Source organism: Alcanivorax sp. (assembly GCF_019431375.1).
GTDB lineage: Bacteria > Pseudomonadota > Gammaproteobacteria > Pseudomonadales > Alcanivoracaceae > Alcanivorax > Alcanivorax jadensis_A.
Genome location: NZ_CP080267.1, coordinates 2,461,542 through 2,482,500 on the forward strand (window position 1 = coordinate 2,461,542; position 20,959 = coordinate 2,482,500).

The window sequence follows — 20,959 nt, forward strand, 5'->3', positions numbered from 1 at the left end:
CGTTACTCCCTTTGTTATCGTGCCAATGCATCGGCAATGGAAATCACCGCCGGGCCGCCTATCAAGATGAACAGTGCCGGCAGCATGAACGCCATCATTACCACCGTCATCTTGGCGCCGATCCGATTGGTTTCCTCCCGAATGCGGTTACGTTCCACGTTCTGGGCTTCTTCAATAATTTGATCCAGGCTGGCGGATACTCCGGCACCCAATTGACTGCTTTGCTTCATCAGTACTACATAACTTCGCAGCACCGGAATGCGTTTGTTTTCGCCCAACTCATCCAGTGCCTGCGTGCGCTCTGCACCGGATTTCATCAATCGATTAAAACGGTCTATCCGCATGATCAGAATAGGTAGAAGCGGACGCCCCTGGCGACCGATGATGCGCAATACGCGCTCAAGTGAGAGCCCCGCCTCCATCAGCATCCGTGTCATATGGCAAAGCTCTACGGCTTCCAGATTCTGCCTGAGCTCTGCCTGAGCCCCCATGCCGCGAATGACCCTACGCGGTACAATGAATCCCGCCGCCGACGCCAACAGACCGCCCAGCAAACCAAACACCAGAAACCCCACCAGCGCCACCAGAGCCGGCAACAGCCAGCAAGACAGCAGGTAAATGACCTGGGATTGCTCTCGGCTCTTACCCATGCCTGCCAATGCCTGGCGAATCTCCTGATAATCGCCCGAAGCGATAGAGGATTCCGTCAGCGAACTGGACAGCTTCCACAGCCAGAAACCCCGATCCTCATCATCCCGATGGTTGCCGCTATCTTGCAAACGCTGGCTGACCCGCGCACGTAACGCCCAATCCCGAGTCTTGTATACCAGCCACACAGACAAGACCGACAGCAAAATAGCGAGAATCAGCAGCACATTATTCACGGCCGACCCCCTGTATCATTCGCCAGATAACAAGCACACCAAGGCCCTGCAGGATACCGGCAATCATCAACATGGTATGGCCGGTGTCCGTATTCAGTAGCACCTCGGCATACTTCTCGTTAATCAGCATCATGTAGGCAGCCATACCCAGCGGCAGCAGGGTAAAGGCGCCAGCGGTAAAGCGAGTCTCTGCGGTGGAGGCAAGAAACTCCCGACGCAGCTCTTGCTGAGAACGCAGCGATGTAGCCACCTGCTCCAGGACTGGCCGAATGGAGGAGCCGAACCGCGCGGAAGTCCGTAGCGCAATGGAAACCAGTACCAGCGATGACACTTGGTAAAGCCGGGAAAAGTCTTCAAACAAACCCGTGTAATCGCGCCCGGATTCAATCGCACTACGCAGCCTGAAGGTCAGCGGCGCAAACACCGGCGGAGCATCCTGAAAGGACTCCATCAACGACGCCTCCAGCGACCGGCCGGCACTCATATAGCGCAGGGTCGACTCCATGATTCCCGGCAGTGATTCAAAAATCATCCGCCGCTGTTGCTGGAAGCGAAACCGCCAGTACATCCACAGGCTCGCTGCCACCAGCGCCAACACCACCGCCGCCGCAATGAGCCCGGAGGACGCCAACACCAGCACCAAAAGCAAAAAAATGACGATACCAAGCAGCGACAGCTGCGTTCTGGACAGGCGAATATCGGCACGCAACAGCAGTCGCTCCAACGGACCCGCAACCACTCGCACTTGCCCCGGTTCGCCGCCGATTTCCATCCGTTGCTGCAAACGCTGACGCACTCGCTCGGTCAACAGGCTGCGCTGCCGATAACGAAACCAGACGAGCTGCATAAGCACCGTCAGCACGGCAATAATGCCGAGCAGCTGTGCCATGCCAAGCAGCTCTACCGCACTCATGTCTGGCTCCGATACAGGTAATCCATGTGGTACAGATCGTTTTCCGTCGGCGTCAGCGCGACCACTTCGCTGACGCGACGGCGACCATCGGGCAACCTTTCCAGTTGAATGATGATATCCAGCGCCGAACCGATCAGTCGTCCGATGGCAGTTTCACTGGCCTCATAGCCACTCACCGCCAGCAATGTTTCGATACGCACAAGCGCGTCACGGGTGCTATTGGCGTGAATGGTACTCATGGAACCGTCATGACCTGTATTCATGGCCTGGAGCAATTCGATGATCTCGTTGGAGCGTACCTCGCCGAGAATAATCCGGTCCGGGCGCATTCGCAGGGCATTGATTACCAACTCTCGCGCACTGATGCGCCCCTTGCCTTCAGTATTCGCCGGACGAGTTTCCAGACGCACTACATGAGGATGATTGAGAACCAGCTCGGCGGAATCCTCAATGGTGAGGATACGTTCCTGACGGGGAATGTACTGGCTGATCAGGTTCAGCATGGTGGTCTTGCCGGTGCCGGTACCACCGCTGATGATGATGTTACGCCGCGACTCCACGGCCTTGACCATGGTATCCAGACACGCCTCTGTCAGGGAGCCGCTATCAATCAGCTCCTGAGCACCAAGATGGTGACGGGTGAATTTACGGATACTGATGCTGGGGCCATCCAGGGCCAGCGGCGGAATGATCGCATTGACCCGGGACCCGTCCGGCAGACGAGCATCCACCATGGGACTGGACTCGTCCAGCCGCCGCCCCAGGGGAGCGAGCATACGACGAATTACCCGCACCACATGATCGTCGTTGATGAATCGCACCGATGCCTTTTGCAGGACCCCGGCCACCTCAATGAAGACGCTGTCCGGGCCATTTACCAGGATATCGTTGATACGGGGATCGGCCAGCAAAGGCTCCAATGGCCCATAACCGGTTACCTCGTCCAGTGTATCGCGAACCAGCTGATTAAGATCCTGCGTGGACAGGGGCACCCGATTCAGGGCGATATGCTGCCCAACCGCAGTGCGGACAAAATCGGCAAGCTGATCGCGGCCGGCATTGCCAACCTCGATGCCTTCCTCATCCAGCCGCTCCACCACCCAGCGATGGGTGCGATCCTTGAGATGCTGGTATTCTGCGTCGATCCGTCCCGCCACAAGCGCTCCTGCTATCCGTTACTGCGCAGTCGTTGCCACCAGCTCTCACCGGCACTCACTTCCTGCTGTGATTCCAGCTTGTTAATCATGGCCTGCAGGCCGCGGCTGTAACGACAGCGGGGAGACTGCTCCTGAATCGGCAGGCCACTGTTCATGGACATCAGACGGTGACGCCAGTCCATCGGCAGCCCTCCTAGCAGGCCAACTCCTGCTGTCTCCGATAGCTCATCAAGATCGGGAGGCACCTTGCTCTCCATGCCGTCCACCACCAGATGAACCTGGCTGTCCCGCCCCAGATGGGAGCGCCACTCATTACCCAGGGTCCGCACTGCATGGGCCTGATCCACCAGCGGCTGCATGGTGATCAGCAGGTGGCGAGCATGAATGCCCAGGGCTCTTACCCAGTGGCGACCCTCCAGGGTGCCCACATTGATCACGATACGATCGAACATCTGCATCAGGTGATTGAGCGCAATGAACAGATCCGCACTGCGATCTCCTTCCAACTCGCGGCTATCAATACCGCCAGCCAGCAACCGCAAACCCGGTCGATACTCTTCCAGAGCAGTGCCGATCAGAGTTTCATCCAGGGTTTCCGGGCTCGCCAACAGGTTCTCCAGGGTGTACTCGTTATGCACATCCAGATAGAAAATACCCCGTTCGGCGGGCTGGGTATCAATGGCCAGGCAACGTTCATTGGGGAACAGGCGATTCAGCCCGAGTGCCACATTCTGGGCCAGAAAGCGGGTATCCACCGTGGGGCTGGCGGACGCCACCAGAGTGAGATTATTGGTCGCCGAGCGAACCTGGTCATCATAGTGTCCGACTCTCAGCAACTGGTGGCGCCGCAGGCGGTCACGCACATCCCCCGCCTCACTGCCTGCCACAAAGCAATCCCGGGCACCGGCGCGCATGGACTGCAGCAACAATTCCTGATTGGCACGGGCACAAACGGTGATCACGGTTACCCAGGGACGGGCACTGGTCAGAGCCGTAATGATGGCCAGCGACTGATCCATATCCGCTTCAGAAATTTCCACCATCACCACATGGGCGGTAGTCGCTTCCAGCAATCGCAGTACACGGGTCAAATCGCTTCTGCTGACCTGTTCAAGACGGAATGGCTCATCCACCACCCGCTCCAGCCAGGCTTCAATACCTTCATCGTCGACAACAGAAAGAACAATGTCATGATCACTCATAGCATCACCAGCTCAAGCCGTGGCGAATTGGCTGCGAACCACGACGACTTTCCGTGGCCATATCCAGCCAGCCCGTACTGCTACTGTGATAGCCCGCACCTGGCAGCGTCACCGGGGGCTCGGTGCTCTGTTGTGGTGTCACCAGATGTGGCGTCACCACCATCACCAGTTCCTTGTCATTTTTCTCAATGCGCGAGGAGCGGAAGAAGGCGCCCAACAACGGAATATTACCGATGCCCGGCAGGCGGTCACTGTTGTTGATGGTGTTACGGCTAACCAGACCACTGATGATAAAGGTCTCACCCGGCGCCAGAGACACCGTGGTTTCCGCACGCCGCACCCTCAGGCCCGGCACAGCAACCCCCCCGGTTTCAACCCCGGCAGAAAAATCCAGTTCGGAAACCTCCGGTGCTACCTTGAGAATAATTTGACCGGCATCAATCACCGTTGGGGTAAGGCTAAGACCGATACCGAATTCCTTGAATTCAATTTGCACCCCGCTGTTATCACTGCGAATGGGGACAGGGAACTCCCCCCCGGACAGGAAACTGGCGCTCTGCCCTGACAGACTGGTCAGGGAGGGCTCGGCCAGGGTATAGGCAAAGCCACCCGCCTCCAGCGCATTGATGGCCAGTACCGAATTGGGGCCAAAGCCAAACAGGTTAAATCCATTGGAGCTCAAGGGCGCCGGCACCACGCCCGGCACCTGAAAGCCGGTACCGGGAGGCGCAATCCCTACTGCTGACTGGCCATCGTTGAACACATTGCTGTAGCTCATACCCAGTTGGTTGAGCTCCGAGCGACTGACTTCCAATACCCGGATATCTGTCTGCACCTGGGTGCCAAAAGGCAGCGAGGAACCCAGCGTCGTCGCCACTACCACCGTACTGCGCAGCGGCTTGGCCTTGCCGCGTAACCACACCGATATCACCGCCGAGCCCTCAGCCTTGGCGGTCAGCAACAACTCCTCACTGCCCGTCACGGTAAGTGCCGCCACCTTCGGATCCGAGGTCGCCACCTTGGCCACCGATTCCGGGAAGTTCAGCACTTTCTGATCCCCGGGCGCCACCCGCATGGTGCCTTCTAGAGCATCTGCCTGCGCCACGACCACAAGCGACAGGGAGAACCACAGAACCAGCAATGCCCCGGCTCTCTTCCACAACCCCTTAACGCACATAGGTGCTCCTTGACTCTGATCCCTCATACACTTCCACTTTCTGGCCCGGTGTCGCCCGTGGTGCTGGTGCGCGGGCCGCCGGGAACAGATCCTTGTAGTAAACCGGTTTGGCTTTCTTTCCTGCGTCGCTGTCGTCAGCAGCCTTGTCCTGGCTGGCCACAACCGCCAAACGCAGCGTACCTTCTTCCGAGGCAAGCAACAGCGTCGGCACTTTGTCCTTGGGCACCGCCAGCACCACGGTATTGTTGCGACGCTGGGCCTCGCGATCCTGATCACTGCTGGCCGCCGCCATGGCACCCTTCACCGCCAGCACCTGCAGGCTGCGCAACAGCACCATGGCCGCCGGGTCATCCCGGTCTGCTTTTTGAAATGACACCGCCACATCCACCAGATCACCGGGCTGCAACAAACCGCCAGCCATGACCACATCATCCACCCCCACAGCCAAGGCTCGGAAACCGGCGGGCAGGGTGCTGGGCAGAGTGCCACCAGGCTCAAGATGATTACGGGAAAGCAGTTCGCCCGGACGGGCGTATTGACGCAGTTCTTTGCCGGCCACCTTTTCGTCGGCAGTCAGCACGTTGGGGATAGGTGCCGGCGAGGATACGACCGCCAACACCTCTTCATCCAGTGTGTCACCGACATTCAAACTCTCGGTGACGACCCAGTAACGATAACTGGGGGCTTCCTTGTCGCGCACTTCCTCACCGGAGGCGTCATCACGGACTACCAGCGACGGCGCCGGGTCGCGACTTAATCCCACCAGCGCCAGTATCAGCGCAACCAATGCCACCACTAACGCCGGCAGCATATAGAGCAGTCTTGATCCCATGTTCTCTCCGGAACATCCCTGTCAAATGTTGGTTCTTGTGCCGACCCGACGCTTTAAATCAGAACGCGGCCCGGGCATCCACATCCAGTGTTGCCGGCAAGGGCGGAAAATCCCCCAGCATGCCGAAGCTCAGCACCGGCACAATCGGATTGGCTTGATAGTTGGGGTATACCAGACTGCAGTGAAGCACTTCCACCCCCCCGGCAATGGTTTCCAGCCCGCAGGCTGACGTTGTATCCAGGTTATCCCTCAGGTTTTCCGGTAACTGCGCCACCAGGCCTGCCAGCGCCGTATTGGCCCTCTGCGTTACAGCAGTGCCAAGACCACTGGCCTGGTTATCGGACCGGTCCACATACAGCGCCGTGGATACAGCGGTATCCACGGCGGCCTGCATACGATACTGGGCAAAGAAAGTGAGACCGTAAACCGCCGCACCATAGAGCATGGCAACAACAAAGGGAAAAAGCATCAGAAACTCCAATGCCACCGCCCCAGTTACTCTCCGGCGTATCCGCATATCTCGTACCCGAAGGCGGCTAGCCCTTACGAGCCACCAGCATTGGAAGCGTCAGTGAAGAGGTCTGTAAATGCAGTGTTGATGGTCGTCTGAACCGTCTCATTAGTAGCCAGAACACCAATAATGATGATCAGTGCAGCAGCAAGCACAATATATTCCAATGCACTGGCACCACGCTGGTTGCGCGCACGCCCGGGCATCTGGGTGTACAGCCGGATCATCAACAAACGAAACATATCTTTTAAGGTACTCATAGTGCGCTCCGTTGCACGTCCCTTGATGTGAAAATCATGTGAAAGCATATGCGAAAAAGTGAACTTCGCATTTAATGCTATGCATCCGTAAGATGCATCACAACTTCCACTGCGTAGTGTTTTGTTGCGATGCACTTCTTTCTGTAAAAGTAGCACCGGAGTACCGGCAACCGCATTGCAAAAACCCCGTTCGGGCCTGAAAGGTGACGAACGGTGTTTTAAAAGCACAGAATTGCACTTGCGTGACAGACAAGCCTGATCGTTTTGTGTTACTTGAACTGCTGACGACAAGACATCACTAACGTTAACAAGGTCCGCCCACAGGCAATCAAGCAGCACCCACCTCCGGCCAGATTCCTGACATAAAAAAACCCGGGACAGAATCCCGGGTTTTTTTTATGTCCGTTGCCAGGCAGGCAGCAAGAAAACCGTTACTTGATTTTCGCTTCCTTGTAGGCCACATGCTTGCGCACGACCGGATCATACTTCTTGGTTTCCATCTTTTCAGGATGGAGACGCTTGTTCTTGGTGGTGGTGTAGAAGTGCCCCGTGCCAGCAGAGGACACCAGGCGGATTTTTTCACGAATAGGACCGGCCATGGGTTAGCTCCTTAATTAGCCTTAAACACGCTCGCCGCGAGAACGGATATCAGCCAGCACGGCATCAATCCCTTTCTTGTCGATAATACGCATGCCCTTGGAGGTCACACGCAGGCGCACAAAGCGCTTCTCGGACTCAACCCAGAAACGATGGTGGTGCAGATTCGGCTCGAAACGACGCTTGGTCTTGATGTTCGAGTGAGAAACTCTGTTGCCCGTTACAGGGCGCTTACCGGTCACCTGGCAAACCTTGGACATTGTCTTGCTCCGTAAATCTTCTTGCGGGGGGACGGTAGAGCCCCGGAAAAGGCGCGTTTTATACCAATCTGCCGGTCAAGTTTCAAGCGAAATCTCGGATAATCGATCGGATACACCAGGATTCAGGGACTTACCGCAAGCCCATCTCCACTGCCGCCTCATTTACAGCGCTCCACGGGCCGCCAGTGACACCCAACCGCCATCGCCGATTACCAGATGATCCAGCACACGGATCTCCATCAGCCCCAGCGCCTCCACCAGCCGCCGGGTAATGGCATGGTCCGACTGGCTGGGCTCGGCCACACCGGATGGATGGTTGTGGGCCAGAATGACCGCAGCCGCATTATGCTCCATGGCCCGACGCACTACCTCCCGGGGGTAAACCGCCGCCGCATCAATAGTGCCCTGAAATAGCTGCTCGAAGGCAATCAGCCGGTGTTTGTTGTCCAGAAACAGACAGGCAAACACCTCATAGGGCAGCCCGCGCAGGCGAGCGGTGAGCAACTGGCCAGCCTTGTCCGGATTATCCAGCGGCAAACCCCGCTCCAGCGGTTCGGCCAGATAACGTCGCCCCAGCTCCAGCGCCGCCAGCAACAGGGCCCGCCGGGCAGTGCCCATACCCGGCAGGCGGGCCATGATCTCCGGGCTACTGTCGAGCAGGGCCCGCAACCCGCCACCCGCCGCCAACTGGGTTCTGGCCAGATCCACCGCTGTCATGCCCTGCTGCCCGGTACGCAGAAAAATTGCCAGCAGCTCCGCATCACTCAGCGATTCCGCCCCACGCGCCAGCAGCTTTTCCCTTGGTCTTTCATCCGTGGGCCAGTCAGTGATTGCCATGCCGTTTCCTTTCCCCGTAACGCCTTGATATTCCATATCATTGTGAAGTGGGCAGCGCTCATACCTTAGTGCTACCCTATGCAGCCTATGTAATAGCAGGGTTCCGGCTTCCACGGCACCGGTGATTTGCCCTTGCTGCTGTAAGCCCCCGCCGTAAACGTCGCTATCGCTGCGCAGGATTTCGTCATGCATCGTCTGGTGAACAAACGCATCCTTCTGGGAGTCACGGGCGGAATTGCCGCCTATAAAGCCGCCGATCTGGTTCGCCGCCTGCAGGATGTGGGCGCCCAGGTACGGGTGGTGATGACCCAGGGTGCCTGCGAATTCATTACCCCGCTGACCATGCAGGCCCTGTCCGGACACCCGGTACATACCACCCTGCTGGATCCCACGGCGGAAGCCGCCATGGGCCATATCGAGCTGGCCCGCTGGGCAGATCTGGTGCTGATTGCGCCAGCTTCGGCCAATTTCATGGCCCGCCTTGCCCATGGTCACGGCAACGACCTGCTTGCCACCCTGTGCCTGGCCACCGGCGCCCCCATTGCCATTGCCCCGGCCATGAACCAGCAGATGTGGGCAGACACCAGCACCCAGAAAAACCTGCTGATCCTGCAGGAAAAGGGCATCAAGGTATTCGGCCCCGGCAGCGGCAGCCAGGCCTGCGGCGAGGTAGGCTCCGGTCGCATGCTCGAGCCCCTGGAGATCATCCAGCATGCCGCCGAGGTATTCGATTACCAGCTGCTCACCGGCAAGCATGTGGTGATTACTGCCGGCCCCACCCGCGAAGCCATCGACCCGGTGCGCTACATCACCAACAAGAGCTCCGGGAAAATGGGCTTCGCCCTGGCCGAGGCCGCCGCCGAAGCCGGTGCTCGGGTCACCCTGATCGCCGGCCCGGTGAATCTGCCTACCCCGTCACGGGTGGACCGGGTGGATGTGAGCCGGGCAGTGGATATGTTTGATGCCTGCATGAAAACAGTGGAGGAAGGCTGTGACGTCTTTATCGCCACCGCCGCCGTGGCGGACTACCGCCCCACAGTCACCGCCGACCACAAGATCAAGAAATCCACTGAGGAAATTCACCTCACCCTGGTAAAAAACCCGGACATCGTGGCCTCAGTAGCAGAGCACGACAAACGCCCCTTCACCGTGGGCTTTGCGGCAGAAACCCGGGACGTGGTGGCCTATGCCCAGGCCAAGCTGGTGAACAAGAAACTGGACATGATCGCCACCAATGACGTGTCCGGCAGCAATGTGGGCTTCAACAGTGACAACAATGCCCTCACCGTCATCTGGCCCGGTGGCCACAAGGTGCTGCCACTGGCCTCCAAGGCACAGATTGCCAAGCAACTGATCGAATTGATTGCGATACGGTATAAAGACTAACGCTGGCGTGTGAAGCGTGACGCCTGACCAAAGGGAAAACCATGAAACTGCAATATCGTGTTCTCGACCCCCGACTGGGCGACAGTATTCCATTGCCCCATTACGCCACCGACGGCTCTGCCGGGCTGGATCTGCGCGCCATGGTCAAGGAACCGCTGCGGCTGGAACCGGGGCAAACCGAGCTGCTGCCCACCGGCATGGCCATCCATATCAGTGACCCGGGCTATGCGGGGATGATCCTGCCGCGCTCCGGGCTGGGCCACAAGCACGGCATCGTACTGGGCAACCTGGTGGGCCTGATCGATTCCGACTACCAGGGCGAACTGATGGTGTCCTGCTGGAACCGGGGCAACCAGCCGTTCACCGTGGAACCCGGCGAACGTATTGCCCAGCTGGTCATCGTTCCGGTGATGCAGGTACAACTGGAACAGGTGGACAACTTCACCAACAGTGAGCGGGGCAGCGGCGGTTTCGGCCACAGCGGCCGTCACTGAGCATGACCGGGAGGGGACATGGGCAACAAGAAGAACAAACGCGCAGACGTCAACGCATTCAAGCCTCTGGTACCACTACTGATTGCCGCCCTGGCAGCCATACTGGTAGCTGGCGGTGCCACCTGGTTTTATCAGACCAGCGTGGCCGACGCTGAACAACAACAGCACCACGCCAACCAGCTTGCCCAGTCCATCGCCAACCTGGGCCATGCCCATATCCAGGCGCATCAGCAGCAACTGGCACTCCTGGCCACTCGTAACGATGTAGACCAGGCGCTTTCCAACAACACCATCGCGGATTTCAATAGCCGCCATCACCAATGGCTTCCCGATGCCAGTCTGCGACTGGTACCGCGGCGGGGAGCGGACACCGACGATTTCAGCTATACCTCCCAGGAACTGCTCAAGGAAGTCCGCCTGGGCCGGTCCCCGGGACCGGTAATCATCGCCGGCCAGCCCCCAACTCTGGTTCTGGTAAAAGCCACTCGCAACCAGAACGGCACCCTGTTACTGAAAGTCCCTCTCACCACACTGACCCAGACCCTTCAGGGGCTTGCCCCGCCCGGCAGCCAGCTGCAGGTAAAATTCGCGGGCAACAACCTCTTCAGCCTGCCCGGAAACAGCAACGCCCCCCAGGCCGAGGCTACCGCCGGCCCGGTGATGGTTCAGCTGACGCTATCGCCCACCGACAGCAATCTGTTTATGATCAGCATCATCGTCGTGGCACTGGGCATTGCGCTGTTGTTAATCGGCACACTGGTGGTCAACCGTCTACTGGTTCGCTTTCTCAAGCAGGACTGTGCCGAACTGGTCCGCTACTGCGACGAGCTGGCCCGCCAGCCCGGTGTCAGCGCCCGCAATCACTTCCATTTCCCATTGTTTTCCACCGTCAACGATGCCCAGGCACGGCTTGCCAGCAAGCTGCGTGAACGCGGAGCCTCAGTGCCCCCAACCGCCAGAAAGCCGGCGGAAGCCCTGGTGCTTGAGGAAGACAGTGACGATGGCATTCTGCTGGTGGACGAAAAACAGGGGGAAACCCTGCCCGACAGCATTTTTCGCGCCTATGACATACGCGGCGTAGCCGGCGACACCCTCACCGCCCAGGGCGTGTACCTACTGGGTCGTGCCATTGGTAGCGAGGCCGGCGAAGCGGGGCAACAAAGCGTGCTGGTGGCCCGTGATGGCCGCCTGTCCAGCCCCGAGCTGAGTCGGTCCCTGATCAAGGGGCTGCTGGAATCCGGTCGTGACGTAATCAATCTGGGACTGGTGCCCACTCCGGTGCTCTATTACGCCACCGAAGTGCTGGAAACCCGTAGCGGCGTCATGCTCACCGGCAGCCACAACCCGGCCAGCCACAACGGCTTGAAGATCGTTATCAACGGCGACACTCTTTACGGTGAGCGCATCACTGCGCTGCAGGAACGGATCCGCCACAAGGCCTTTAGCGAAGGCAAGGGTCGCGAAGAAGAACGCGATATTACCGACCGCTACCTGAGTGATATCACCAGCGATATCGTACTGGCCCGCCCACTGAAGATTGCCATCGACTGTGGCAACGGTGCTGGCGGCGAACTGGCGCCACAGCTGTTCAGGCAACTCGGCTGCGACGTCACTCCCCTGTATACCGAGATCGACGGCAACTTCCCCAATCACGCCCCCGACCCGGGCAACCCGGAAAATCTGGCCGACCTGATCCGCATCGTGCAGCAGGAAAACCTGGATCTGGGGCTGGCCTTCGACGGCGATGCCGACCGGGTCGCGGTGGTCACCAACAGCGGCGAAATCATCTGGCCGGATCGTTTGTTGATGTTATTCGCCAAAGATCTTCTGGGCCGCAGCCCCGGTGCGGACATCCTGTTCGACGTAAAATGCAGCCGGGCACTGCCGGCCATTATCCGCAAGAGCGGTGGCCGACCGATGATGTACAAGACCGGGCATTCGCTGATCAAGGCAAAAATGAAGGAATGCGGGGCGCCGCTTGCCGGTGAAATTAGTGGCCACATCTTCTTCGCAGATCGCTGGTTCGGCTGCGATGACGGCCTCTATGCCGGCGCTCGCTTGCTGGAAATCCTGTCCCTGCAGGATGACAGCGCCGGGCAGGTATTCGATGGCCTCAAGACCGGTCTCACCACCCCGGCGCTGTACATCGATGTGAGCGAAGAGAACAAGTTTGCTCTGGTAGATGCCCTTGTCGCCCGCGCCGAACAATTTACTGGCGGCCGCCCCACCACTATCGACGGCCTGCGGGTGGATTTCCCGGACGGCTGGGGGCTGGTACGCGCCTCCAACACCACCCCGTCGCTGGTGGCCCGGTTCGAAGGCCGTGATGAGGAAGCCCTGAAAAGAGTCCAGGAGCAATTCCGCACGCACCTGCAGGCCGTGGACGACAGCCTGGAATTGCCGTTTTGAGTTAGAATTGCGAAAGACGAGTGGCAAGTGACAAGTTGAAAGTTCCAACGCGGACAGTGACCGTGCCATATGATGAACCCCGCAGCCGCGCTCACTGGGTCTGGCACGCAGGTACGGCATGGAAGTCTCGAAAACCTGCTCGCGCCTTGCATCTTTCAACTTGTAACTCGCAACTCACCTGCCACCCCGAGGAGAAGTAATGGACACCAACAGTGCCCACGATACCGCCCGCATTCTGATCGAGGCGCTGCCCTATATTCAGCGCTTTTCTGGCGCCACCGTGGTGATCAAGTACGGCGGCAACGCCATGGAAAACGACGAGCTGAAAAACAGCTTCGCCCGTGATGTTGTGATGCTAAAGCAGGTGGGGCTCAACCCGGTGATCGTTCATGGCGGCGGCCCACAGATCGGCAGCCTGCTGGAGCGCCTGGGCAAGGAATCCAAATTTGTTCAGGGCATGCGTGTCACCGACCAGGAAACCATGGACGTGGTACAGATGGTCCTGGGTGGACTGGTCAACAAGGACATCGTCAATCTGATTCAGCATAACGGTGGTCAGGCTATCGGCCTCACCGGCAAAGACGGGCGCCTTATCAAGGCCCGCAAGATGCTCCTCAAGGCCCAGGACGAAAACGACCCGGCCCTGCAGACATCGGAAATTATCGACATCGGTCACGTGGGCGAAGTGCAAGGCATTGATACCACCATCATCGACCTGATTGCCGGCAGTGATTTTATTCCGGTAATCGCCCCCATCGGCGTTGATGAAGACGGCATCAGCTACAACATCAACGCGGACCTGGTGGCCGGCAAAATGGCCGAGGTGCTGCGTGCCGAAAAATTGATCCTGCTCACCAACGTGGCGGGCCTGAAAGACAAACAGGGCAAGGTTCTCACCGGCCTCAGCGCCGAGCGTGTCGATGAACTGATCAAGGATGGCACTATCCACGGCGGCATGCTGCCCAAGATAGGCTGCGCCCTGGAAGCGGTGAAAAACGGGGTACACACCGCCCACATCATCGACGGCCGGGTTTCCCACGCGGTGCTGCTGGAGATCCTTACCGATCAGGGGATCGGGACGCTGATCAGTAAGGACTAGGGGCAAGCTACAAGCTTCAAGCTGCAACGCGGTTGAAGTACCGTGCAGATTCAAGCCCTCTCGCCGCGCACAACGCCACGGAAGAGGGCATTTTGTGCCCTGAATAAATAATACTCTGGCAGGTCAGCAGAAATGATCTACTGGCGTAAAAAACAAGATAAATAAAACGACAACCAGGCTTGAGCCAGGCAACAAGCAAGTGACGTCACCCCTCATGGCATTTGGGGCGTGGGCACGGCATATGATATATATTCCAGCCACCCTCGCGTTGCAGCTTGAAGCTTGTTGCTTGCAGCTTACAAATCGGGAACGACGCTACATGACCGAAAAAAAACCGTCGCGCAAAGAGCAAATTCTGCAGTCGCTCGCCCACATGCTGGAAGCGGCGCCCGGGGGGCGCATTACCACTGCGGGCCTGGCTCGCGAAGTAGGCGTATCCGAAGCCGCGCTGTACCGGCATTTTCCCAGCAAGGCGAAAATGTTCGAAGGGCTGATTGAGTTTATTGAAGAGGCTATCTTCTCTCGAATCAACCGCATCACCGAAGCAGGCAATGCCGCCAGCCAGGTGGAACAGATCCTGGCCCTGATGCTGGCTTTCACCGAGCGCAACCCGGGCATTACCCGGCTGCTTACCGGCGACGCCCTGACCGGCGAGAACGAGCGCCTGCACCAGCGTATCCAGCAGTTTTATGATCGGGTGGAAAGTCAGCTCAAGCAGGTACTGCGCGACGCGGAAATCAAGGAAGGGCTGCGCACCCGGACAACCCCAACGATTACTGCCAACCTGCTGTTGGCAGTAGTTGAAGGCCGAATTGCCCAGTTCGTTCGCTCAGGTTTCAAGGCCCGTCCCAGCCAGGACTGGCAGGCACAGTGGGAACTACTGACCCCTACCCTGTTTCGGGAATAGCTCTGCAGGCGCCTGCAGTCAGGCGCCTGAATAAAAGGCTTAGCCTTCTTCCTCTTCGATTTCTTTCAGTCGCTGAATAATCGGCGCGAACTCTTTTCTGGCCGCGTCGATATCGGCTTCAAACCCCGCCAGTTTTTCTTCTGTCGCATCTATCTGACGCTTCAGCCGCTCAATGACTTCATGCACGCCTTCAGGCACCTCACGGCCAGCTCGCTCATTGCGAGCCGCCACTGCAATCTCGTCATCCAGCTTCATCTGCAACTGGGCCAGGCTGTTCTCTTCATAGCTGATGCTCAGCTCCAGGGCATCGATCTTGCGATCCCGGGCACGCACCGCATCCTCCGGCCCCGCATACAGACGTAGCAACTCCTTGTCTTCACGAGCCTGCCGAGCCCGCTGCAGACGAATCTGTCGGGCCTCGTCGTCATTCAGGTTGACGCCTTCCACATCCTCAAGGACCCGGCCATGCTGGTCCAGCAGCTGGTAGCCGCTACGCATGGCATCGGTGGTGAGGGTACGGTTCATGTGAACCACGCCATCGGCAGTCACATGCCGAAAATAGGCCCCTTGCGGCATGCGCTCACTGGCGCGCTGTCCAAACCGCGCCGCCAGTGTAGGTGCCGACAGCACCAGCACCAGAATCAGGGCAATACTTCTCATTATTATTCCACTCCATAACGCTCCCGGTACTGCTGCATACGGTACACCATGGGCTCGCTATCCGGTTGCTGTTCCAGCCAGTGAATAATATCGTTCATCGCAACAATACTCCCCACCGGCACCCCCAGGGATTGCTCCACTTCCTGAATCGCTGACAAGCCCTTGCCCGCCTCGGAGGGCTCTTTACCGCATTCCTGGCGATCCAGCGCCACCATGACCCCCGCCATGGTGGCCTCGGTCTTCTCGAACAGGGCCGCCACTTCACGAATGGCGGTCCCTGCGGTAATCACATCATCAATCACCAGCACCCGGCCCTTCAGTGGCGCCCCCACCAGCCAGCCGCCTTCGCCGTGGTCCTTGGCTTCCTTGCGGTTGAAGGCCCAGGGCAGATCGCGGCCATGGTGCTCGGCCAGCGCCACTGCCACCGCCGCCACCAGCGGAATCCCCTTATAGGCCGGCCCGAACAGCATATCGAATTCCTGCCCGGAGGCGACAATGGCGTCCGCGTAATAGCGCCCCAGCCGGGCCAGCGCCTCGCCAGTGTTGAAGGTGCCCGCATTGAAGAAATACGGGCTCTTGCGACCGGATTTCAGGGTGAATTCGCCGAACTTGAGCGCCTCGCGCTCCTGGGCAAAACGCAGAAAATGCTTCTTGTAGTTCTTCATTGTCTATCCTTACCAGCCCAGCACCTGCTGTTGGGCCTGAATGATTTCACCAATGCCCTTTTCTGCCAGACCCAGCAGGGTATCGGACTGTTCGCGGGTAAAGGGAGCGCCCTCGGCGGAGCCCTGGATCTCGATAAAGCCGCCCTGCTGGGTCATAACCACGTTCATGTCGGTACCGGCATTGGAGTCTTCGGCATAGTCCAGATCCAGCACCGGCTCGTCGTTATAGACGCCCACGGATACCGCACCGACCAGGCCAGTGAGCGGGTCGTCCTTGATCTTCTTGGTTTCCAGCAGGTGGGTAAAGGCATCCACCAGGGCCACACAGGCGCCGGAAATGGACGCGGTGCGGGTACCGCCATCGGCCTGCAGCACGTCGCAATCCAGGAAGATGGTGCGCTCACCCAGTTTTTTCATATCCACAGCTGCGCGCAGGGAGCGGCCGATCAGACGCTGGATTTCCAGGGTGCGACCACCCTGCTTGCCCCGGGAGGCCTCACGGCCGGAACGAGTGTGGGTGGAGCGAGGCAGCATGCCGTATTCGGCGGTGATCCAGCCCTGGCCCTTGCCCTTCAGAAAGCGCGGCACACCTTCCTCTACGGACGCGGTACACAGCACCTTGGTATCCCCGAAAGCGACCAACACACTGCCCTCGGCGTGAACGGTGTAATTGCGGGTGAAGCTCAGTTCACGCAGCTGATCGTGGGCTCGGCCGGAAGGACGCATGGAAACTCCTGAAGTGTCTTGAATGCAAAAGGGCCGCCATTGTAGCAAAGGCAGGGGCCGGTCTGCCTGCCTGGTGCGTTATTAGGCCTCACCGGCCCCGGTGGTCTAGACTATGGGCCCGTCCCGCTAGCTGTTTCGAGGTTCACATGATCTGCAGTATGACCGCTTTCGCCCGCGCCGACCGTCATCTGGAAGGCTATAGCCTGGTCTGGGAGATCAAAGCCGTGAACCACCGCTACCTGGAAGTGAGCCCACGGCTGCCTGACGCCCTGCGCGCCCTGGAAAACGGCGTACGCGAGAAATGCCGCAACGCGCTGGCCCGGGGCAAGGTGGAAGTGACTCTGCGCTACCAGCAGGACGACAGCGAGGCCTCCCTGGAGCTGAACGAGGAGCTGGTAAAGCAGCTTTCCGACGTGTCCCGCCGGGTGGGCGACCTGGTCCAGCACCCGGGCCAGGTGAATCCCATGGAAATCCTGCGCTACCCCGGCGTGCTCAGCACCCGGCAGCTGGATGTGGAATTGCTGCAGAGCGAATCCCTGTCCCTGCTGGACGAAGCCCTGGCAGCGCTTATCGACACCCGCCGCCGGGAAGGTGAACAACTGGGCCAGCTGATTGTCGACCGGCTGGATGGCATCGGCACCCAGATCGATATCGTCAAAGCCGCCATCCCCCGCATCAAGGACGCCCAGCGCGAACGCCTGCGCACCCGTATTCAGGATGTGATCGAGTCACCGGACCCGGATCGGCTGGAGCAAGAGCTGGTCATGTTGGCCCAGAAAATGGACGTGGACGAAGAGCTGGACCGCCTGGTGACCCACGTCAGCGAAGTACGGCGCATTCTCAAGAAAGGCGGCCACATCGGCCGCCGCCTGGATTTCCTGATGCAGGAGCTCAACCGCGAAGCCAACACCCTGGCGAGCAAATCCGTGGACAGCGAAACCACCGCGGCGGCGGTGGAACTGAAAGTGCTGATCGAGCAGATGCGGGAACAGATCCAGAATATCGAGTAAAATCCAGGGAAGTCCATAATTGTATTTACCTCATTGTTTTTAAAGAATTAAATGCGAATCTCAGTCCATAAAAATCCACAGCCATCCACCCCTATCCAGACAAAAGTGGTGGGCAAAATGGTGGGCAAAAACGTGACTTTTTCCTCCCCCGCACCTATATTGACCTGAAATGGTGGGCAGCCCTCAAAAGGCTGCCTGCAAGCCATTGATGACAGATAACTTTTCTCTTTAATCAACAAACAAAAAGTGGTGGGCAGCCTGTTTTTATAGGCTCAAACGCCACAAGGTCAAAATGAGCAAACTCACCGCCACTCAGATCAAGTCCCTGGCAAAGCAGGCCCCCAAGAAACACACCGATGGTGGCGGCCTCTATTTCTGTGTACGCAAGTCCGGCTCGCCCTACTGGATGCTGCGCTACAGCGCTCAGGGCAAGCGCCACGAAATCACTCTGGGCCAATACCCGCAGATGTCCCTGGGTGACGCCCGGGAAGCCGCCGTTCTCACCAAGCAAGGCATCCGAACGGGCACCGACCCAATCCAGGAAAGGGCCAAAGTTGTCCAGCCCGACATCCGCACCGTCAAAGACCTCTTCCAGGACTGGCATGAGACCGATCTGTCCCGGCGCCTGAAACACCCCAACATTCCCAAGCGTATCTACCAGAAAGAAATTCATCCGGTGATCGGCCTCTACCCGATTGCCGACGTCACTCCAAGGGATATCCGGGCCGTTCTGCAGCGCGTCCAGCGCAGCAACCGCCCCACCATCGCCAATGACACCCTGATGTACATGAAGCAGTTGTTTCGTCATGGCATCAAACTGGACCTGTGCCAGAACAACCCGGCCAGCCCATTCACCGTCAGCGACGCCGGCGGCGTCGAAGCCAGCCGGGAGCGCACCCTGACGCTGGAAGAAATCGAACATGCCTTTAGGGTCTTCCGTGAACACATCAGCAGCTTTGGCAGGGACAACTACTTGGCCTGCTGTCTGTTTCTGGTGCTGGGTGTGAGAAAAAGCGAGCTATGCGAAGCCCGATGGGAGGAATTCGACCTGGAAGCCGGGGTCTGGGATCTCTCCAAAGAGCGCAGCAAGACTGGCGCAGCGATCACCATCCCTCTGCCAACCCAGGCCATTGAATGGCTAACGGTGCTACATGGCCACGCCTGCGGCTCGCCGTATGTGTTCCCTGCCAGGCGGGCCAGCAAACGCCCCCACATGGGCCCTGACACCCTGAACCGCGCCATTTCCAAGCTATTTGGCCGAGAACCAGGCCGGAAGGTGCAGCCACCCAACAAAATGGGCGACCTGGAACACTTCACCATCCACGACCTGCGACGCACCTTCCGCAGCCTCGCAGCTGCGGAAGGCGTACCCAGTCATGTGGCAGAACGGTGTTTGAATCACAAACTGAAGGGAGTTGAGGGGATTTATGATCGGTATGATTATTTCGATGAAAGAAAGCGGGCCCACCAGCAAGTTGCCGACAGCATAGAGGCCATCACCCGATTTTGAGACAGCTATCCCCCTGAGCAGTCAGACAGAAAGCTACTAATCTGTTCTTGGCAATGTCGCCAATCACAGCAAGTAGAGGTAATTATGAGTAAATCACGCACTGGGGCGGGCTGGCCCAGCAAAACCGGTGAAAAGTCAGGGGACCGCAGAGACAACAACCCTCCGAAACGCAAATAGCAGCTCCGGGCAGTGCCAGAATGGCTCTGCCCGTTAATCCATTCGTTTATAACGCCCATAAGCTCTAACAATGACTTCCTCGTAATCATCTACAGAATGAATAACCGCATACTCAACATGCCTCCGGAGTAAGCGGTCAAGGGCCCGTTGCGCAGCGTTCAATAATCTGGACACCCCATTTAAGCCTACTACGCGGGATTCTTCGATCCAGCAGATCTGACATGACATCAAAGTAAGGGTAGGAGATCCCTTTTCGCCACTTTTTTAACAGGTCTTTCTGGGTATCACGAAGTGACTCACGATCCCGGCCATGATCTTCATCGGAAACAGGTATCGACCTAGAAAAAGACTCATTTCGGCAGGATTCCCCAGTAAATCGACTTGAAAGAAGATCCAAAAAGGCACTGTAGGGGCCATGGAGTGGATCGCAGATAGACGTTGGCAATATTGGTTTAATCAGACCATCAGACTCAAGAAAGGGAAATCGCGCGTAAAGACCAGGCTCAACTCTCTCCCATTGCTCAAATATCCCTTTCTCTATTGCAGCCAGTGCTTTCAGTATGAAATCAAGCTCCAGGCATAGCCGAAAATCAAGAAAATCAGCGCGTTCCATCTCACCGGGGGCAACTAACGACTGAAAATCACCGAAATGACGTGATAGCGCCTCCAGCCATCGGAGCGGGAATTCAACATACTGGCACAAAACCGAAAGCGGATTATCAACTGACAGCTCCCTGATTCCATCCGGGCAAAGCTCATGCTGAAACTCCTCTTCACTCAATATTCTATCCCTGATGAATTGGAGACAAGGCGCAACCTCCTGACCCAGAACATCGATATCAGGCAAACCCTGAAGAAAGCTCTTCCACTTGTGGCGCTGAAAGACGCTCCCATACAGCTCCACATATTCATCAACGGCATCTTCAGAAACAGACAGCTCTGGCATATATGCCTGAAGGTAGCGCTGCAATTTGTCTTGTGACCGCACCCCCTCGCCCTTGAGGATCGACGAGACGGTATTGTCGGAGGGACGACGCGATCTGTCCCAGCCATACTCTTTCTCAGCATATCGAAGGATGCCAGTTAACGATGACGGGAAATCAAAGAGCTCAAAAATGGCATCAGCTGGGGGCAGCACAGCTGAGAACATCCAGCGCTTATTGTTTCCCAATATCACCCAATCACCTCAACACACATCTTTGAATAGTCATTCAGCTTCTGCTCCCAGGCACAGCCACCCCCCTGCTGTAACACAGAACACCCGACATCGCGTACTGCCAGGTAAG

Annotated in this window: 22 protein-coding genes; 7 read left to right on the plus strand and 15 right to left on the minus strand. The window is 58.1% G+C overall.

Features of this window, described 5'->3' with window-relative positions:
* Positions 1-14: 14 nt before the first annotated feature.
* The 11 genes from KZ772_RS11505 to radC form a co-directional block, all read right to left on the minus strand.
* A complete protein-coding gene (locus tag KZ772_RS11505; protein WP_290536714.1) occupies positions 15-884 on the minus strand; it encodes a type II secretion system F family protein in 870 nt (289 codons plus the stop codon).
* Entirely contained in the window at positions 877-1,797 is a 921-nt protein-coding gene (locus KZ772_RS11510) for a type II secretion system F family protein (protein ID WP_290536715.1), read from the minus strand. The genes KZ772_RS11505 and KZ772_RS11510 overlap by 8 nt, the downstream gene beginning before the upstream one ends.
* Positions 1,794-2,954 (minus strand): CpaF family protein, encoded by a 1,161-nt coding sequence (locus KZ772_RS11515; protein WP_290509927.1) that lies wholly within the window; start codon positions 2,952-2,954, stop codon positions 1,794-1,796. Before KZ772_RS11515 ends, KZ772_RS11510 begins: the two co-directional genes overlap by 4 nt.
* Positions 2,955-2,965: 11 nt before the next feature.
* On the minus strand, positions 2,966-4,156 hold the full coding sequence (locus KZ772_RS11520) for a hypothetical protein (protein WP_290536716.1): 1,191 nt from the start codon (positions 4,154-4,156) through the stop codon (positions 2,966-2,968).
* A 4-nt stretch (positions 4,157-4,160) separates the two neighbouring features.
* Positions 4,161-5,297 (minus strand): pilus assembly protein N-terminal domain-containing protein, encoded by a 1,137-nt coding sequence (locus KZ772_RS11525; RefSeq protein ID WP_290536717.1) that lies wholly within the window; start codon positions 5,295-5,297, stop codon positions 4,161-4,163.
* Positions 5,298-5,322: 25 nt separating this feature from the next.
* On the minus strand, positions 5,323-6,165 hold the full coding sequence (gene cpaB / locus KZ772_RS11530; protein WP_290536718.1) for a Flp pilus assembly protein CpaB: 843 nt from the start codon (positions 6,163-6,165) through the stop codon (positions 5,323-5,325).
* Positions 6,166-6,223: 58 nt separating this feature from the next.
* Positions 6,224-6,682 (minus strand): TadE/TadG family type IV pilus assembly protein, encoded by a 459-nt coding sequence (locus KZ772_RS11535; RefSeq protein ID WP_290536719.1) that lies wholly within the window; start codon positions 6,680-6,682, stop codon positions 6,224-6,226.
* Positions 6,683-6,708: 26 nt separating this feature from the next.
* On the minus strand, positions 6,709-6,936 hold the full coding sequence (locus KZ772_RS11540; protein ID WP_290509922.1) for a Flp family type IVb pilin: 228 nt from the start codon (positions 6,934-6,936) through the stop codon (positions 6,709-6,711).
* 431 nt (positions 6,937-7,367) lie between these two features.
* The gene (rpmG, locus tag KZ772_RS11545; RefSeq protein ID WP_007151127.1) at positions 7,368-7,535 is read right to left on the minus strand and encodes a 50S ribosomal protein L33; all 168 of its coding nucleotides are present in this window, start codon (positions 7,533-7,535) and stop codon (positions 7,368-7,370) included.
* 21 nt (positions 7,536-7,556) lie between these two features.
* Positions 7,557-7,793 (minus strand): 50S ribosomal protein L28, encoded by a 237-nt coding sequence (gene rpmB / locus KZ772_RS11550; RefSeq protein WP_035248690.1) that lies wholly within the window; start codon positions 7,791-7,793, stop codon positions 7,557-7,559.
* Positions 7,794-7,955: 162 nt separating this feature from the next.
* Positions 7,956-8,630 (minus strand): DNA repair protein RadC, encoded by a 675-nt coding sequence (radC, locus tag KZ772_RS11555; protein WP_290536720.1) that lies wholly within the window; start codon positions 8,628-8,630, stop codon positions 7,956-7,958.
* 186 nt (positions 8,631-8,816) lie between these two features.
* Here radC and coaBC point away from each other — a divergent pair, with 186 nt between their 5' ends.
* The 5 genes from coaBC (at position 8,817) to slmA (ending at position 14,925) form a co-directional block, all read left to right on the plus strand.
* Positions 8,817-10,016 (plus strand): bifunctional phosphopantothenoylcysteine decarboxylase/phosphopantothenate--cysteine ligase CoaBC, encoded by a 1,200-nt coding sequence (gene coaBC / locus KZ772_RS11560; protein WP_290536721.1) that lies wholly within the window; start codon positions 8,817-8,819, stop codon positions 10,014-10,016.
* A 41-nt stretch (positions 10,017-10,057) separates the two neighbouring features.
* On the plus strand, positions 10,058-10,510 hold the full coding sequence (dut, locus tag KZ772_RS11565; RefSeq protein ID WP_290536722.1) for a dUTP diphosphatase: 453 nt from the start codon (positions 10,058-10,060) through the stop codon (positions 10,508-10,510).
* Between the two features lie 18 nt (positions 10,511-10,528).
* Positions 10,529-12,919, plus strand: coding sequence for a phosphomannomutase/phosphoglucomutase (locus tag KZ772_RS11570; protein ID WP_290536723.1), 2,391 nt, complete (start codon positions 10,529-10,531; stop codon positions 12,917-12,919).
* Between the two features lie 199 nt (positions 12,920-13,118).
* A complete protein-coding gene (gene argB / locus KZ772_RS11575; RefSeq protein ID WP_290536724.1) occupies positions 13,119-14,018 on the plus strand; it encodes an acetylglutamate kinase in 900 nt (299 codons plus the stop codon).
* A 319-nt stretch (positions 14,019-14,337) separates the two neighbouring features.
* Complete coding sequence (slmA, locus tag KZ772_RS11580; protein ID WP_290536725.1) at positions 14,338-14,925, plus strand: nucleoid occlusion factor SlmA; 588 nt, start codon at positions 14,338-14,340, stop codon at positions 14,923-14,925.
* Between the two features lie 39 nt (positions 14,926-14,964).
* Here slmA and KZ772_RS11585 read toward each other — a convergent pair whose 3' ends face one another.
* From KZ772_RS11585 to rph, 3 genes are read right to left on the minus strand one after another with little or no spacing between them, the layout of a single operon-like run.
* Entirely contained in the window at positions 14,965-15,585 is a 621-nt protein-coding gene (locus tag KZ772_RS11585) for a hypothetical protein (RefSeq protein ID WP_290536726.1), read from the minus strand.
* 2 nt (positions 15,586-15,587) lie between these two features.
* The gene (gene pyrE / locus KZ772_RS11590) at positions 15,588-16,250 is read right to left on the minus strand and encodes an orotate phosphoribosyltransferase (protein ID WP_290536727.1); all 663 of its coding nucleotides are present in this window, start codon (positions 16,248-16,250) and stop codon (positions 15,588-15,590) included.
* Positions 16,251-16,259: 9 nt separating this feature from the next.
* Positions 16,260-16,976, minus strand: coding sequence for a ribonuclease PH (gene rph, locus KZ772_RS11595; RefSeq protein WP_062814910.1), 717 nt, complete (start codon positions 16,974-16,976; stop codon positions 16,260-16,262).
* Between the two features lie 158 nt (positions 16,977-17,134).
* Here rph and KZ772_RS11600 point away from each other — a divergent pair, with 158 nt between their 5' ends.
* Together KZ772_RS11600 and KZ772_RS11605 are read left to right on the plus strand one after the other, a co-directional pair.
* Positions 17,135-17,986, plus strand: coding sequence for a YicC/YloC family endoribonuclease (locus tag KZ772_RS11600; RefSeq protein WP_290536728.1), 852 nt, complete (start codon positions 17,135-17,137; stop codon positions 17,984-17,986).
* A gap of 292 nt (positions 17,987-18,278) precedes the next feature.
* Complete coding sequence (locus KZ772_RS11605; protein WP_290536729.1) at positions 18,279-19,496, plus strand: site-specific integrase; 1,218 nt, start codon at positions 18,279-18,281, stop codon at positions 19,494-19,496.
* Between the two features lie 313 nt (positions 19,497-19,809).
* Here the strand turns inward: KZ772_RS11605 and KZ772_RS11610 are convergent, their stop codons facing one another.
* A complete protein-coding gene (locus tag KZ772_RS11610; RefSeq protein ID WP_290536730.1) occupies positions 19,810-20,844 on the minus strand; it encodes a hypothetical protein in 1,035 nt (344 codons plus the stop codon).
* Positions 20,845-20,959 lie beyond the last annotated feature (115 nt).